This window comes from Acinetobacter sp. V91_7 (assembly GCF_031799075.1).
Taxonomy (GTDB): domain Bacteria; phylum Pseudomonadota; class Gammaproteobacteria; order Pseudomonadales; family Moraxellaceae; genus Acinetobacter; species Acinetobacter calcoaceticus.
Genome location: NZ_JAVQNT010000044.1, coordinates 36,556 through 53,111, shown reverse-complemented (window position 1 = coordinate 53,111; position 16,556 = coordinate 36,556). Strand labels below are relative to the sequence as shown.

General features: G+C 39.7%; 14 protein-coding genes. 7 read left to right on the top strand and 7 right to left on the bottom strand.

What is annotated here, in order from left to right:
• Together RMB03_RS18400 and RMB03_RS18395 are read right to left on the bottom strand one after the other, a co-directional pair.
• Entirely contained in the window at positions 1-687 is a 687-nt protein-coding gene (locus RMB03_RS18400; RefSeq protein ID WP_311077205.1) for a pirin family protein, read from the bottom strand.
• Positions 688-877: 190 nt separating this feature from the next.
• Positions 878-2,116 (bottom strand): L,D-transpeptidase, encoded by a 1,239-nt coding sequence (locus RMB03_RS18395; protein ID WP_311077204.1) that lies wholly within the window; start codon positions 2,114-2,116, stop codon positions 878-880.
• A gap of 302 nt (positions 2,117-2,418) precedes the next feature.
• Between RMB03_RS18395 and hemE the strand changes: the two genes are divergently transcribed.
• The 4 genes from hemE (at position 2,419) to RMB03_RS18375 (ending at position 6,867) form a co-directional block, all read left to right on the top strand.
• The gene (hemE, locus tag RMB03_RS18390; RefSeq protein WP_311077203.1) at positions 2,419-3,492 is read left to right on the top strand and encodes a uroporphyrinogen decarboxylase; all 1,074 of its coding nucleotides are present in this window, start codon (positions 2,419-2,421) and stop codon (positions 3,490-3,492) included.
• Positions 3,493-3,497: 5 nt separating this feature from the next.
• Complete coding sequence (locus tag RMB03_RS18385) at positions 3,498-4,292, top strand: DUF817 family protein (protein ID WP_311077202.1); 795 nt, start codon at positions 3,498-3,500, stop codon at positions 4,290-4,292.
• Between the two features lie 150 nt (positions 4,293-4,442).
• On the top strand, positions 4,443-4,913 hold the full coding sequence (locus RMB03_RS18380) for a DUF3015 family protein (protein WP_005046013.1): 471 nt from the start codon (positions 4,443-4,445) through the stop codon (positions 4,911-4,913).
• Positions 4,914-4,974: 61 nt separating this feature from the next.
• Positions 4,975-6,867 (top strand): DUF4105 domain-containing protein, encoded by a 1,893-nt coding sequence (locus RMB03_RS18375; protein WP_311077201.1) that lies wholly within the window; start codon positions 4,975-4,977, stop codon positions 6,865-6,867.
• A 65-nt stretch (positions 6,868-6,932) separates the two neighbouring features.
• Here RMB03_RS18375 and blaADC read toward each other — a convergent pair whose 3' ends face one another.
• Together blaADC and folE are read right to left on the bottom strand one after the other, a co-directional pair.
• On the bottom strand, positions 6,933-8,084 hold the full coding sequence (gene blaADC, locus RMB03_RS18370) for an ADC family extended-spectrum class C beta-lactamase (protein ID WP_311077200.1): 1,152 nt from the start codon (positions 8,082-8,084) through the stop codon (positions 6,933-6,935).
• Between the two features lie 151 nt (positions 8,085-8,235).
• Entirely contained in the window at positions 8,236-8,784 is a 549-nt protein-coding gene (gene folE / locus RMB03_RS18365) for a GTP cyclohydrolase I FolE (protein WP_005039113.1), read from the bottom strand.
• 261 nt (positions 8,785-9,045) lie between these two features.
• Between folE and xdhA the strand changes: the two genes are divergently transcribed.
• From xdhA to xdhC, 3 genes are read left to right on the top strand one after another with little or no spacing between them, the layout of a single operon-like run.
• Positions 9,046-10,545 (top strand): xanthine dehydrogenase small subunit, encoded by a 1,500-nt coding sequence (gene xdhA, locus RMB03_RS18360; protein WP_311077199.1) that lies wholly within the window; start codon positions 9,046-9,048, stop codon positions 10,543-10,545.
• Position 10,546: 1 nt separating this feature from the next.
• The gene (gene xdhB / locus RMB03_RS18355; RefSeq protein ID WP_311077198.1) at positions 10,547-12,922 is read left to right on the top strand and encodes a xanthine dehydrogenase molybdopterin binding subunit; all 2,376 of its coding nucleotides are present in this window, start codon (positions 10,547-10,549) and stop codon (positions 12,920-12,922) included.
• A 6-nt stretch (positions 12,923-12,928) separates the two neighbouring features.
• Positions 12,929-13,918: a xanthine dehydrogenase accessory protein XdhC gene (gene xdhC, locus RMB03_RS18350; protein WP_311077197.1), complete on the top strand. Its 990-nt coding sequence runs from the start codon at positions 12,929-12,931 to the stop codon at positions 13,916-13,918.
• Between the two features lie 10 nt (positions 13,919-13,928).
• Here xdhC and RMB03_RS18345 read toward each other — a convergent pair whose 3' ends face one another.
• From RMB03_RS18345 to trpD, 3 genes are read right to left on the bottom strand one after another with little or no spacing between them, the layout of a single operon-like run.
• Positions 13,929-14,624, bottom strand: a complete 696-nt coding sequence (locus tag RMB03_RS18345; RefSeq protein WP_311077196.1) for a Smr/MutS family protein — start codon at positions 14,622-14,624, stop codon at positions 13,929-13,931.
• Positions 14,625-14,634: 10 nt separating this feature from the next.
• Positions 14,635-15,441: an indole-3-glycerol phosphate synthase TrpC gene (trpC, locus tag RMB03_RS18340; protein ID WP_017387943.1), complete on the bottom strand. Its 807-nt coding sequence runs from the start codon at positions 15,439-15,441 to the stop codon at positions 14,635-14,637.
• A gap of 9 nt (positions 15,442-15,450) precedes the next feature.
• Positions 15,451-16,500, bottom strand: coding sequence for an anthranilate phosphoribosyltransferase (gene trpD, locus RMB03_RS18335; protein ID WP_311077313.1), 1,050 nt, complete (start codon positions 16,498-16,500; stop codon positions 15,451-15,453).
• Between the last annotated feature and the right edge of the window lie 56 nt (positions 16,501-16,556).

Genomic DNA, 16,556 nt, shown 5'->3' with positions numbered 1-16,556 from the left:
TTAAGGTAAGTCAAACCAAATAAATTGACTATCTTCGTTTGCCTGAATCGTCGCTTTATCCTCAAATACGAAAGCATCGCCTGCTTTAACTTCTTGATCGCCAATGCGGATTACACCTGAAATAACGTGGATATAATTCACTTTTTTAACTGGCTCAACATTTAACTCATGTCCTTTTTCCAATACGGCAGATTTTATCTCTGCATTTTGGCGAATATGCATTGGTGCATTTGCATCAGGTCCTGCAATTAAATGCCATTTATTTGGATCTTTACGTGGGTCAAGACTAATTTGTTGGTAATTGGGCTCTGCATCTCTTACATCTGGAATAATCCAGATCTGTAATAAATGTACAGGCGTATCAGTGTTGTTAACTTCACTGTGGGCAACACCTGTGCCAGCACTCATGAGTTGCCATTCACCTGCTTTAATTTGACCTTCATTTCCCATCGTGTCACGGTGTGAAATTGCACCATCTAGCACACAGGTTAAGATTTCCATATTGTCATGCGAGTGCGTACCGAAACCATTATGCGCATCAATTCTGTCGTCATTAATGACTCGTAAAGCACTGACACCCATATATTTAGGGTTGTACCAGCTACCAAATGAAAAGCTATGATATGACTCTAACCAACCCGCTTTTACATGACCTCGATCTTCACCACGATGTACGTAAGCATTCATGATCTAATCTCCCAAATTTTTATTTATCTCTTGAGAAATATATTAACGCTCTATATGGGGGAGAAAAATAGGATTACTGCAACATGTCGTTTCAAAATTGATATGATATTGGTTTTTTTGTCTGTTTGTTGCAATTTTTCACAATAAAAAAACCTGCCATAAAGACAGGTTTTTTTATGAAAATATTTAATTATTCAAGGAATTTAACAGTTACGCCAGAACGTACTTTACTTCCTAAATCATTTGCATCCCAGTTAGTCAAACGGATACAACCGTGTGATGCTGTTTTAGAAATTAAAGATGGATTTGGTGTTCCGTGAATACCAAAAGATTTTTTACTTAAACCAATCCAGATATTACCTACTGGAGCATTCGGGCCAGGTGGTAAAGAAAGAGGTTTTAAGTTTTTACCTTGTACGAAGTTCGACGGTGAATAGCTGTACCAAGGGTTACGAGCCACACCAACTACCTTGTAAGTACCGGCCGGAGAAGGCGTATCAGTACTGCCAATTGTTGCAGGAAATGAGGCAATCATTTGGTTCCGGCTATTGAAGAGATACAATTGTTTTGCACCTTTATGGGCAATAATCAAATGAATATCTTCTGGTAAGTCATTGCGCACGTTTGGAACAATGATTTTTTCACCAGCTTTTTTGAATGTCGCAGTTGGGTTAATTTTCTTTAAGAATGCTTCATCAATATGAAACTTCTCGCCCAACATTTCGCTAACACGGGTGTAATACAAACCTTTCATTTTGGCTTGTAATGCATAGTCAGAAGGAATCGACTCAGCATATGGGCCTTTTAAATCAGCATCAGAAATGGTGTATTCAATAAATGCTGGCTTGGTTTGTTTAGCAACCAATGCATCCCAAGTTTCTTTGGTCAGGTCACCAGTAGGTGATAAACCATTCATTTGTTGGAATGAAGAAATTGCTTTTAATGTATTTTTACCGCTCATGCCGTCAATTGCACCTGGCGATGCATGTGCATTATTAAGCATCACATGGGTACGTGCATAAACTGGAAGTTGACCTTTACCAATATTTTCAGACCATTCAGCCGAGTTTAAGCTATCTAAAGTCCATGATGCAGCGGTTGTCGCAGGAGCCGTAGATGCAGCAGTGCTTTTAGCAACAGCTGGAGTAGACGCCGCGATGCCTGATTCAGCATTTGGATCTTCAGTTTTCTGTAAATTTTGTAATGTTGTTGACGCTCGATTTAAGTCGTTTTGTTCTTGAGCGGTAATTTGTGTCGAAGCTTGAGCTTTTACAGTTGAAGCTGCATCTACTGCTAAAGGATCAATCGGATCTTCTACAGGAGCTGATACCTTTTTAGGGTTCAGGGGTTGCTCAGTTGTTGAAGCAGCAAAAGCAACATTAGCAATGATACAACTTAAACTCATAGCGAGTAATGAGCGAACAAACATGTAATTCAACCTTAAGAATTTTCATATAAGCAATAGGAGGATTGATGTGATCTTAAAGTGCATAAAATTACCAATAACTCATCTCTATGAGCCCAAGATTGGCAATTTAGTGATTAAAAGAATATCAATAAACCCAATGTAACATGTTGCAAGTATTGCAGAAAACCCCGCAGCTTGCAGTAGACTTTTGTGTAAATATGCATTTTTTAGTAGATTGACGAGTTTTTTGTGTGAAATTGAAATTATAAAAATCCTTATGTTTTTGATATGATGCTGCCACATAAAGAAGATAGAGATTGGTAATGACGACTTTGAAAAATGATCGTTTCCTCCGTGCTTTGTTACGCGAACCTGTAGATACCACTCCGGTATGGATGATGCGTCAAGCAGGGCGTTATTTGCCTGAATATCGTGAAACACGTTCAAAAGCAGGTGATTTCCTATCTTTATGTAAAAATACAGATTTTGCCTGTGAAGTGACTTTACAACCTTTGCGTCGCTATGATTTAGATGCAGCAATTTTATTTTCAGATATTTTAACAATTCCAGATGCACTGGGTTTAGGTCTTTATTTTGAAACAGGTGAAGGACCAAAGTTCCATAAAACAGTGCGTACTGAACAAGATGTGGCTAACTTACCTAAGTTAAATGCAAAATCAGACCTTGATTATGTCATGAACGCTGTAAGCACCATTCGCTCTGCTTTGGGTGGTCAAGTTCCACTGATTGGTTTTTCGGGTAGCCCTTGGACTTTAGCAACTTATATGGTTGAAGGTGGTTCAAGTAAAGAATTCCGTTTTACCAAGCAGATGATGTATGCACAACCAGAAGTCTTGCATACTTTACTTGATCATTTAGCAGACTCTGTAATTGACTATTTAAATGCTCAAATTGATGCAGGTGCTCAAGCGATCCAGATCTTTGATAGCTGGGGCGGGGCATTGGCACATCGTGAATATGTCGAATTTTCTTTAAACTACATGAATAAAATCATTGCTGGTTTGCAACGTGAAAAAGACGGTCGACGTATTCCTATCATTGTGTTCACTAAAGGTGGTGGTCAATGGTTAGAGCCAATGATTAGCACAGGTGCAGATGCCTTAGGTTTAGATTGGACTACGCGATTAGATACAGCTCGAACTACGGTGGCTGGACGTGTCGCTTTGCAAGGAAATCTTGATCCGGCTGTTTTATATGGTTCGGCTGCTTCAATTGAAAAAGCAGTGAAAGCCATGTTGGATGATGCCTACGCAAATGGTGAAAAGACGGGTTACATCGCTAATTTAGGCCATGGGATTACCCAGTGGGTGGACCCTGCACAACCAAAAATCTTTGTAGATACAGTGCATGAGTATAGTGCTAAATATCTAGGATAGTTTTTGTGCAATATCTAACTTTACCGTTTCAATTTATCGGCAAGGCTGTTTCGGCAGCCTTGTTTGGTATTTTGCTTTTAATTGCTTTTGCTTTAACAGCACCGATGGGAAGCCATGAATATATGGGGTTCTATCGTTATGATTATTTACTCATCTATGCTGTGCTGATCCAGATCTGTTTACTCTATTTAAAACTGGAGTCATGGGCAGAGGCTAAAGTCATTGCTTTATTTCACGTTATGGCGATGGTCATGGAAATATTCCTAACGCATCCCGCAATTGCTTCATGGCAATATCCGCAGCCCGCCGTATTTAAAATTTTAACAGTGCCTCTATTTGCAGGCTTCATGTATTCGGCTGTAGGTAGTTTCTTTGCACGGTCAATACGACTGTTTCAGGTTTCTTGTGAAAAGCTTCCAAGTTTTGGAACTATGCTTTTACTGGCATTTTTCTCATATATAAATTTTATGAGTAAATTTTTTGTTCCAGATATTCGCTATATTTTATTTGCGATTAGTATTTTTATTTTCTGGAAAACGAAACTTTATTTTCAAATAAATGAACATAAATTTAAAATCCCGATGTTACCGATATTATTAACGCTCGCGTTTATCATCTGGATTGCTGAAAATATAAGTACATTTTATAAAATTTGGCTCTATCCAAGTCAGGTCGATGCTTGGCATATGGTGGGGTGGGGCAAGCTAGGATCGTGGTATTTATTATTAATTTTAAGTCTAGTGCTTGTGCTTAAAATATTAGGCAATCGAGATAATCAAGGTAACTGGAATTTAAGGTAAATTTTTCTTTAGCACTTTTCATCATATTGTTTATTTTTTAATTGCTAAATCGTAGCCTTCTCGCTATCTTTAATATCGTGTAATAAAAATTACACATAACAATACAAGACATAAGAAACAATCAATAATGATTTTTGGAGATATACATCTATGTTAAAAAAAATAGCTTTAGCTGCATTGTTAGCAGCTGGTTCAAGTGTTGCAATGGCTGACAACGATGTGGGTTGTGGTGCGGGTACACAAATATGGGCTGGCAAAAAAGGAGTAGCGCCTAAGATTCTTGCTGCAACAACAAACGGTATTTTTACTAACCAATTATTAGGGATCACTTTCGGTACTTTAGGCTGCCGTCAAGGCGGGACAGTAACAGCGCAAGTTGTAACATTCACAAATGAAAATGCAGAAGCTTTAGCACGTGATATGGCAGTAGGCCAAGGTGAAAGCCTGAACGTACTTGCTGAGTTAATGCAAATTAAACCTCAAGATAAAGACCGTTTCTTTAAAGTTTCAAAAGCAAACTTTGGTGAAATCTATTCAGCAAATAATCAAAATACCCTTCAAGTTTTAGCATCATTACAAACTGTAATGGCTAAAGACGACGTTTTAAAAGCTTACGTATAAGTTTGAAATTGAAAACCCTGTCGTATGGCAGGGTTTTTCTTATATTTAATGATAAAAATTGATGATTTTAATGAAGTCAGTTGTTTTGGTTTTTGCCTCTTTGGCAGTTAATATTGCGTATTCAGCAGATATAAATCCATCTATTCAAAAATATTGGTCCATTGCAGAACAACAGAATCTAGATCAAGACATTACATGGCAACGCCTCATGTATGCTAATAAAAACCATAAAAGTGACGTCACTTATTCTGGTTATTTCATGTCAGAAAATGGGAAAAATAATTTAAAAGAAGAACTGAAAGCTGACATCTCGGCATTATTTATACCTGCTCAAGATAATCAGTCTATTCGTTGTAAGTTTCCGGCTCGAAGCCAATGGCTCATACAAAAAGTAGGTATTCAAGAAAGTGAATTGCCTAAAGTTAAATGTTCAGAATTTGAAAACTGGATTGGACAGATTAAGCCTTATAAAGCCACATTAATTTATGCGACAGATTTTATGGGCAACCCTAGCTCGATGTTTGGTCATACTTTATTACGTTTAGACCCTAAAGATCAGCAGCAATTAAATTTAGTTTCTTATGCCGTAAATTATGCAGCAACTGTGGCGGGGAATGACAACTGGTCATATGCATGGAAAGGTTTAACAGGGCAATATCCGGGTGAATATTCACTTATGCCTTATTATCGTAAGGTAAAAGAGTACGGTGATTTCGAAAGCCGTGATTTATGGGAATATGAGCTGAAACTTTCCCCTGAAGAAACGCGGTTTTTAGTAAGCCATATTTGGGAAATGCAGCATGTGAGTTTCCCTTATTATTTCGTGAGTGATAACTGCGCCTATAGGTTATTAGGCTTGGTCGATTTAGTAAAACCAGAGTCTAACTTACAAGAAAAGTTTACTTATGCATCTATTCCGATGGAAACAATCAAATCGATGCAACAGCAAGGGTTAACTAAAGCGCCTGTGTATCGGCCTGCTTTAGAAACTCAGCTATTGGCCCAAGCTCATCAGCATGGTGCCTCACTAGCGAAGGTTGCACATCAAATTACGATGATGCCAATTAAGCAGTCTTCTGAGCTTTTAAAATCCTTTAGTGAGCAAGATCAGGCCAAAATTCTAGAGATGGCTTACGATGATTTATATCTTCAATTTACCAGCCGTACAATAGAAGAAAGCATTGCTCAGCCACAGTTACGTCAGCTTTTGGCTTTAAGAAGCCAGATTGATTTGGACAAACAGCGTCATGAACCTAAACGACCAGAAAAAGAGCCAACTCAAGGTCATAATGCACGTAATATTTCAGTGAAAGCTGGTGAAGTCCAAGGTGATAAGTTTATCGAAATTGGTCATCGACAAGCCTATCACGACTTAATAGATCCTCAAGGGGGATACCGTGCGGGGACTCAATTACTATTTTTAAATGGTAATGCACAGTGGCGAGATGATCATTTAAAACTAGAACGTCTTGATCTGTTAGAAGTAAATTCCTATAACCCGATTCAACCTTTTAAAACACCGCTGAGTTGGGGATTTAATTTGGGTTGGCGTCAGGAAGCAATTCATGATGGAAACTTTAGTGAAGAAAAACAGCATGGCGTAGCGAATTTTAACGCTCAAGTTGGTTACAGTTTTGCAGACTATGAGCGCAAACATATTTGCTATGGGCAACTACAAACCTATGTTCAAACAGGCTCAAATCTGGATAAAGGGTGGCGTGTGGGAATGGGCCCGACTTTAGGTTGTATGAACCAATGGTTTGACCGTTTTAACTCTGTGGTACAAATTGAATTGCCCTATTGGGAAGACCAAAATCAATGGAATTTGAGAGTAAATACTCAATGGCAATATGTGATTAATAGTAATAATGCCGTTCGATTAAACTGGGATTATGAACAACAAAATCATCAAGACTGGATGAAATCTAGTTTAGGCTACGTTTGGTTCTTTTAACTTTTATGATGAGTAAAGCAAAGAGAGAAATAACTTATTTCTCTCTTTTTTGTTGTGAAAAAGAATTATTTCTTAATCGCGTTTAGTACAGCATAAGCCGCTTTAATACGTTCTTCATTTGGAATACGTTTATTGGTTAACATGACTAAACCAATATTTTCTTTGGGAATAAACACGACATAAGTTCCAAATCCGTTAGTTGAACCAGTTTTATGGAACATCTTGATTGAAGGTTCTTTTGAAATAGCAGTCACTTTATTAGGTTTCATCACGATTTGTTCAGAATTACTGTCTAATAAAGTTTGTAAAGGTGCTGGATAAGAAAACTCTTCCCAACCAAGCGCCTGATACATCGTACCCATTTGATAAAAACCTTTATGAGTCTCATCAATTGCGCGTCGAATATCTACTGGATATTTTTGTGGATTTAGATTGGCATCAATAAAGCTAAGCATGTCTGGTAATGTAGATTTAACGCCGTAGGCAGGCGCATCTAGTGGGCCTGGGGTCACACGAATCGGCTGATTTTCTTGGTTATAGCCAAATGCATAGTTTTGCATCTGAGTTTTAGGCACATTCACATAGCTATGTTTTAAGTGAAGAGACTGAAAAATTGTCTTTTCTAAAACCTGACTAAAAGGTTGATTCATCGATAAGCCTACAACTTTTCCAAATAGGCCAATACTTGGATTTGAATATTGTCTATATTCACCAATTTGGTTTTTAGGTTTCCAGTCTTTGAAAAAAGTTAAAACTTGTTGGTCTGTTTGTACTTCATCTGGGAATTGTAAGCCAAGGTTGCCACTCGTATACGTAGCCAGTTGAAGTAGGTTCACTCGGTCAATCGGTGTATTTTTTAGCTCTTTCCAATATTTTCCGGGTGTGTCTTCAAAAGAGATTTTTCCTTTCGTTTTGGCATATCCACCTGCCGTCGCAGTAAATAATTTACTGACTGAACCTAGCTCAAAAATCGTATTGCCATTTACTGATTTTTTATCTTGAACAGATTGTAGGCCATAATACATTTCGTACTTTTTATTGTTTTGGATGACACCAACCGCCATACCTGGAACATCATATTTTTCTAATAGTGGTTTAAAGTTTTGATCAACAACTTTCTTGATATCTTGTTCTTTTGATGTGTTACCTGCATAAATTGAGGTATTAAAAATAAAAAGAGAAGGTAGAATTAAGTAAGAAATTTTTTTGAATCGCATTATCAACTCATCAAACATTTTAAAGTGAACGGACGTACTTTTATAACAAAAATCACATAATTTAATTGTTATGTTTTATAGAATAAACGCTGTATTTAGATATAAAAAAACCCAACTAAGTTGGGCTTTTAAATTTATCACTAAAAAGAATTTAGTAACTTTCTGGTACTGCACTCAAGAACTCACGTCGTGATTCTTTATCGGTTTTAAAGTCTCCGATAAATGAAACTGTACGAGTGGTTGACTCTTGTTTGCCCACACCACGCATCATCATGCACATATGTGCTGAATCGATGACGACAGCAACGCCTCGAGCCCCAGTTACTTCAGCCACAGCTTCTGCGATTTGCTGAGTCAAGTTTTCCTGAATTTGCAAACGGCGTGCAAACATTTCAGTAATACGTGCAAATTTAGATAAGCCAAGAACCTTGCCTTCCGGTAGATAGGCAATATGAACACGGCCATAGAACGGGAGGAGATGATGTTCGCAAAGCGAATAGAATTCAATATTCTTCACCAATACCATTTCATGGTTATCTGATGGAAAAACAGCATTATTGGTGACTTCTTCTAAAGTTTTACTATAGCCAGAAGTTAAATATGAAAAAGCTTTAGCCGCACGCACAGGCGTATCTTTAAGGCCGGGACGATTAAGATCTTCACCGACGGCAGTCAGAATATTTGCGTACGATTGCTGCATTGACATAAGACGTATAAATTTACTCTATTAGACAAGCTCGGCATTGTATCAGAAACATAACCAGATGTTCATAACTCGACGCACTATATTTATTTTGGTTTTGCGCGCGTTTAATAAAAGATGAATAAATTTCATGTTTTTTATCGTTAATAGTCAAGAGTTTGAACATGAAATATGCATTTAATGTTGGTAAGTTCTAAATGATCGCCTAGTGGCATCATATTTGCACAGATGCAGTGTTATAGAGCATAAGGATAAAACATGTCAGAACGTCCAATCACCTTTTTTTTCCGTGGTGGTCAGCAGCAAGTGGAAAATGTATTACCTACCATGACGGTTTTACAATTTCTGCGAGAATATACCCAAACTGGTAAGACTAGGCAGACCGGTACAAAAGAGGGCTGTGCTGAGGGCGATTGTGGTGCATGTACAGTCGTGATTGGTGAGTTGGTCAATGACAGCTTGAAATTACGAAGTGTGAATGCCTGTATTCAGTTTTTACCGACTTTAGATGGTAAAGCCCTATTTACAGTAGAAGATCTGCATACGTTATTGCCTACACAGGATGGGACACTTCATCCGGTACAACAGGCGATGGTCGATTTGCATGGTTCACAATGCGGTTTTTGTACACCCGGTTTTATCATGTCGTTATGGTCAATGTATGAAAATGAACAACATTCTCCAAGCAAAGATCAAATCAGCGATTATCTTTCTGGAAACTTGTGTCGTTGTACAGGTTATCGCCCTATTTTAGATGCAGCACAAAAAGCTTATGACTATCCACGTGTTGTATTAGAACGTCAAAAGGTACTTGATGTATTAAAAGAGATCAAAGCATTACCTGCATTGCATTTGAATGATCATGGTCAGCAATTTTTTGCACCAAAGACTTTGCAGGATTTTGCCGCTTTACGTTTGCAATTGCCACAAGCGTGCATTGTCGCTGGTAGCACAGATGTCGGTTTGTGGGTAACCAAGCAGGGCCGTGATTTAGGCGATATGCTTTATATCGGTCAGGTTGAAGAGCTGAAAAAGATTGTAGTTACCGACCACGCTTTAACGATTGGGGCAAATGTAAGTTTGAGTGATGCACTCATAAAAATTTCAGATTTTTATCCTGACTTTCAAGAATTACAGCGCCGTTTTGCTTCTATGCCTATTAAAAATGCGGGAACGCTAGGTGGAAATATTGCCAATGGTTCGCCTATTGGTGACTCAATGCCGGCATTAATTACGCTAGGTACACGATTGATTTTGCGTGTAGGTGAACAGACGCGTGAAATCGCCTTGGAAGACTTTTATCTAGATTATCAAAAAACAGCATTACAGCTTGGTGAGTTTGTTGAGGCGATTATTATTCCACTTCGTGAAGGGCAGACGCGCTTTAAATTTGCCAGCTATAAAATTGCCAAACGTTTTGAGCAAGATATTTCTGCGGTATGTACGGCTATTTCATGCGAGTTAGATACTCATTACGTCGCTCACAATGTAAGAATTGCTTTTGGTGGAATGGCTGCTATTCCCAAACGTGCAAAATATGCAGAAGCCATATTGGAAGGTCAGCAACTTACAACAGAATTGATAGCTAAGGCTCAAGAGGCATTATCGCAAGACTATCAGCCTCTAGATGATGGACGGGCTAGCTCGGCATATCGTTTACAAGTCGCGAAAAACTGTTTACAGCGGTTTTATGTAGAAAAAATCCTGTCTCAAACGATCACTCGTGTGAATGACTTGATTGCTATGGTGGAGATCTAACATGAATCAAACCATTAACTTAAGTGTTTCTAAAAAATCGGCTAAAGCAGGCGACTCCATTCCACACGAAAGTGCACATTTACATGTGACTGGGCAGGCAACCTATATCGACGATTTACCTGAACTTGAAAATACATTGCATCTGGCGGTCGGTTTTTCGAGTTGTGCCAAAGGTAAAATCAGTAAGTTTGATTTGGATGTAGTACGTCAGGCTGATGGTGTCCATGCAGTTTTTTCAGCAAAGGATATTGAGGTTGAAAATAACTGGGGACCAATTGTTAAAGATGACCCGATTTTTGCTGAGGAACAGGTCGAATTTTATGGACAAGCCTTGTTTGTGGTTGTTGCCGAGAGTTATCAGCAAGCCCGTCGGGCAGTTCGCTTGGCAAAAATAGAGTATGTGCCCGAGACTCCGATTTTAACGATTCAAGATGCGATTGAAAAAGAATCGTGGGTGTTACCGCCTGTTGAATTTAGCCATGGTGAAGTTGAACAGGCATTTCAAAATGCAGCACATCAACTTTCTGGCGCTATTGAACTAGGTGGGCAAGAGCATTTTTACCTAGAGGGACAGATTTCCTATGCTATTCCACAAGAAAATGATGGGTTAAAAGTCTATTGCTCGACACAACATCCAACAGAAATGCAGCTGCTGATTTGTCATGCATTAGGCATGAATATGCATCAGGTAAGTGTGGAAAGCCGCCGTATGGGGGGTGGTTTTGGCGGTAAAGAATCTCAATCGGCACAATGGGCATGCATTGCATCTTTGGCAGCACAAAAAACAGGCCGTCCATGTAAATTACGCTTAGACCGTGATGATGACATGAGCGCTACAGGCAAACGTCACGGTTTTGGTTATGAGTGGTCTGTGGCTTTTGATGACACTGGTATTTTGCAAGGCTTAAAGGTGCAATTGGCTTCAAACTGCGGTTTTTCGGCTGATCTTTCTGGGCCAGTGAATGAACGCGCTATTTGTCATATTGGCAATGCCTATTATTTAAATGCGGTTCAGTTGCGTAACTTACGCTGTAAAACCAATACTGTTTCCAATACGGCATATCGTGGTTTTGGCGGACCGCAAGGCATGTTTGTCATTGAAAATATTATTGATGATATTGCTCGTTATTTACGGTGTGATCCGGTTGAAATTCGGCAGCGTAATTTCTTTGCCGAAGAGCCCGGTGCCGGACGTGATCGTATGCATTATGGGGCAGAAGTCCGTGATAATGTTGCTCCTCGACTGGTGGCCGAATTGTTGCAAAGTAGTGATTATGCGAAACGTAAACAGACCATTCATACCTTTAATCAGAATAATGACATCATTAAGCGTGGTATTGCGTTAACACCATTAATGTTCGGTATTTCGTTTAACGCCGTGCATTACAATCAGGCAGGTGCATTGGTCTATGTGTATATGGATGGTACTGTCTCTATTACGCATGGCGGTACAGAAATGGGACAGGGGTTATATACCAAAGTACGGCAGGTTGCTGCGCATGAGTTGGGTTTACCAATCGATAGTGTTCGCTTAATTGCAACCGATACTTCTCGTGTGCCAAATACATCGGCAACCGCAGCATCGAGTGGAGCGGATTTAAATGGTAAAGCTGTGCAAAATGCCTGTATTAAAATTCGTGAGCGTCTGGCAAAACTTGCAGCAGAAATAAGTCAAAGTGATGCTGAGCAAGTCCAGTTTGAAGATAGTATGGTTTCAACAGCGAATGGACATTCATGGACATTTCCTGACTTAGTTCAACGGGCATATATGGCGCGGGTGCAACTATGGGACAGTGGTTTTTATAAAACACCAGAAATTCACTACGATCAGGTCAACCATTTAGGGCGTCCATTTTTCTATTATGCCTATGGTGCAGCAGTCAGTGAAGTCGCAATAGATACCTTAACTGGGGAAATGAAAGTATTACGTGCTGACATTTTGCATGACGTTGGTCGGTCCATTAATCCTGCAATTGATATTGGGCAAATTGAAGGTGGCTTTGTTCAAGGAATGGGGTGGCTCACCACAGAAGAGTTGTATTGGCAGCCCCAAGGACCACATGCGGGACGCTTGTTTACGCATGCACCTTCAACTTATAAAATCCCGACCAGTTTTGATATTCCTCATATTTTTAACGTCAAACTGTTTAATAACCAAAATCAGGCAGACACTATTTATCGCTCCAAAGCGGTAGGTGAACCTCCATTTATGTTGGCATTGTCAGTTTTTTCTGCAATTCGTCAGGCGGTACAGGCGGCTATTCCAGAAAATGCACCGCTCGTACTCAATGCTCCGGCAACTGCCGAAGAAATTTTACGTGCAATTGCTATTGGACGGGGACAAACTTTGGCTGACCGCCCACAAGCTAAAATATAGAAGATTATGCAACATTTACAATGGTGGACTGATTTTGTGGCGTGGCAAGCCGATGCTGTGCCTATGGTATTGGTCACAGTGGTACGCGCTGATGGGTCAACACCACGAGAAGTTGGTGCAACAATGTTATTGCGGCTTAATTTGCAACAACAATGGCAGCAGTCGGATACGATCGGAGGCGGGCATTTAGAGTTTCAGGGTATTGATATTGCGAAAGCAATGTTAAGAGAGACGGAAACTTGTGTGAGGCGTGTTGAGCGATTTAATCTCAGTGCTCGGTTGGGACAGTGTTGTGGCGGAGTAATGTGGTTATTGTTTGAAAAAATATCACCCGCTTTAATTGCCTCAGATTTATCCCATTGTTTGCAAGCATGGCGAGCCGGACAGCGTATATGGCGTACAGTCTCACATCAACATGCATCCATTTGGCAGATTGTGGATATGAACAAGGAACAGCAACCATGTTTCGAGGTTCAGCCTGCCAGCAGTGACCAATGGCAATTTGACCAGCAGATTCAACCTTATGCCATGCAAGTGCTGATTTGTGGCGCGGGGCATGTGGGTGAAGCAATTGTCCGTTGTTTATTGCCTATTGGTGTTAGTGTGAAATGGATTGATCCGCGTGATGATATTTTCCCATTGGACTTACTGGAACAGGTGCAATGTTTAACGACAGATACGCCAGAAGCCGAGATTGAACATTTTGATCGTTCGGGTGCAATTTTAATTTTAACCCATGATCATCAACTAGATCTGCAACTGTGCTTTGCAGCTTTGAAACCTGCGCCAAAGCCATTTGCTTATGTTGGGATGATTGGTTCAAAAAGTAAAAGGGCTATTTTTGAGAAACGTATGTTGACGCGCGGTTATACACCCGAAGCATTACAACGTTTAGTTTGCCCTATAGGGATAGAAGGGATTTCATCGAAACAACCTGCAACGATTGCCGTTGCAGTGGTTGCTCAATTATTGCAGGTGTTTGATGTGAAGAAATGATCTTTTGGGATCATTTCTTTTGTTCGAACTTTGGATTTTTTTCTGCACGTTTAAGCAGTACGAGAACGGCACCTGTGCCGCCTTGTTTTTCAGGTGCACTTACAAAAGCTAAAACATCGCGGTGCTGACGTAGCCATCCGTTGACATAGGTTTTTAAAACAGCTTCAGGGCCTTTACCATGTACAATTTTGACAACATTTTGATTTTCATCTTTTGCCATCTGGATAACTTGTAAAACTGCGTCACGTGCTTGCTCAATCGTACATCCGTGTAAATCTACCGCTTCAAACCAGCGCATTCTTCCAGCTTTTAAGTCTTCGAAAACTTTATGCTGAAGTGTGGCAATGCGATAGCTTAGCGTTGCTTGACTTGCTACAGGGTTTAGAGCGGCTTGAGTGTCTGATAACTCGGCATGTTCAGTTTCACGACCACCTTCGGCAGCTGCACGTTTAGCGAGTGTTTGAGCATCAATTTTTTTTGTGCGAGGCGTTCTTACATCAGCAATATTACTATTGTTGATGGGCTTAACACCTGCTAGAGCACTTTGAAACAGGTTTGCATCTTCCAATTCTTCAGACTCAGCCTGAGGTTTTGGGGCCTCAGACTGACTTGCGATTTTGCTTGAATGAGGATTGGAGATTTGCTTTTTAAATTGCTTCAGTAACTTTTGTTGCTCTTTAGAAAGCGATGAATCTTTATTACTCATATATCTTCTATTAAACCGTTTGGGGTTGTCCAAAAAGGGCGGTAAAGGCTTGATCTGGTCTTGGTTGTTTCATAAAACTTTCGCCAACCAAGAAAGTGTGAATATCATTTTCTTGCATCATACGAACATCATCTGGAGTGGCAATACCACTTTCAGTCACAAGTAAACGTGATGATGGAAGCAAATTTTTCAAACGAATTGAGGTATTTAAATCTACATCAAAGGTTTTTAAATTACGGTTATTCACACCTAATACACATTGCTCAGACAACTTTAAAGCACGTTCCAGTTCTTCTTCGTCGTGAACTTCAACCAATACATCAAGCTGATGTTCAAAAGCAGTTTTAGACATTTCTTCAAGTTGTTGATCTGACAAAGATGCAACAATCAATAAAATACAGTCAGCATGTAATGCACGTGCTTCAACTACATTATATGGATCAATCAGAAAGTCTTTACGTAAAGCAGGTAAAGCACAGTGGCTTCGTGCAATGGCAATATTTTCATCCGCACCCTGAAAAAAATCAACATCAGTTAAAACGGATAAACATGCTGCTCCAGCTTGTTCGTACTGCTCGGCAATTTCAGCAGGATTAAAATCTGCACGAATAATGCCTTTTGACGGAGAAGCTTTTTTAATTTCAGCAATTACGGCAGGGCGTTTGTGTTGTAAAGCTTTTGCAAAGCCTCGTACCGGAGTTGCAGCTTTCGCTAGTTCTTCAACATCTTGCAAATTACGTTGTTTTAAACGTGCAGCAAGTTCCTCATGTTTACGGTCAACAATTTTACCTAAAATGGTATTTTGAATATTAATCATGAGAAGTCCTTAATCTGCCTGACATTGTTTTAATGTTTTGGTAAATTCAGCCAAAACACTCATTTTCTCTAATGCTTGTCCGCCATAGATAATATCTTGAGCGAATGTAACAGCTTGAGCATAGGTTTTGGTAATGCCTGCTACGTAGATACCAGCGCCTGCATTAAGCGCAATCATGTTTGCTGCTTTTTCACCAATATCGGATTTATTTTTGCTTAAAGCATCTTTAATTAACTTTAGACTCGCCGCTGCATCAGCAACAACTAAACCACTTAAGGTTTGTGATTCAATTCCGACATCTTCAGGATTAAGTATCCACTCAGTAACTTCACCATCTTTGAGTTCGGCAACAGCAGTTGGAGCTGCCAGACTAATTTCATCAAGACCATCTTTTGAATGAACCACCATCACATGTTCAGCACCAAGTTGCTTCATTACTTCGGCAATTGGACGGCAAAGCTCATCTGAAAACACACCAATTACAAAGCGTTTTACACCAGCCGGATTAGTCAGTGGGCCAAGTAAATTGAAAATACTACGAATACCAAGTTCACGGCGTGGGCCAGCAGCATATTTCATCGCTTTATGATGGTTTGGTGCAAACAAGAAACCTACACCCATTTCACGGATGCAGCGTTCAGTTTGTTGCATATCTAAATCAAGATGAATACCCGCTTGCTCAAGTAGGTCTGATGAACCTGATTTACTTGAAACGCCACGGTTACCGTGTTTGGCAATAGTTGCTCCTGCTGCTGCAATCACAAAGCTAGATGCTGTAGAGACGTTAAATAAATTTTGTCCATCGCCGCCAGTTCCCACAATATCAACTAAATGTTTGATATCGCTAACATCGATCTTGATCGCAAATTCACGCATGACACGTGCAGCAGCCGTCATTTCGTCAATGCTTTCACCTTTCATGCGTAAGCCCATCATTAAAGCACCAATTTGTGCTTCGGTTGCCTCACCTTGCATGATGCTGCGCATGATGTCTTCCATTTGAGGCTGAGTCAAATGAATGTTTTTGGTAATGTGGTTGAGCGCCTGTTGGATATTCATAGTCATGATTTACAGCATTAATGATTAAAATTTTTAGGTGAAGTTGATCAAGAATG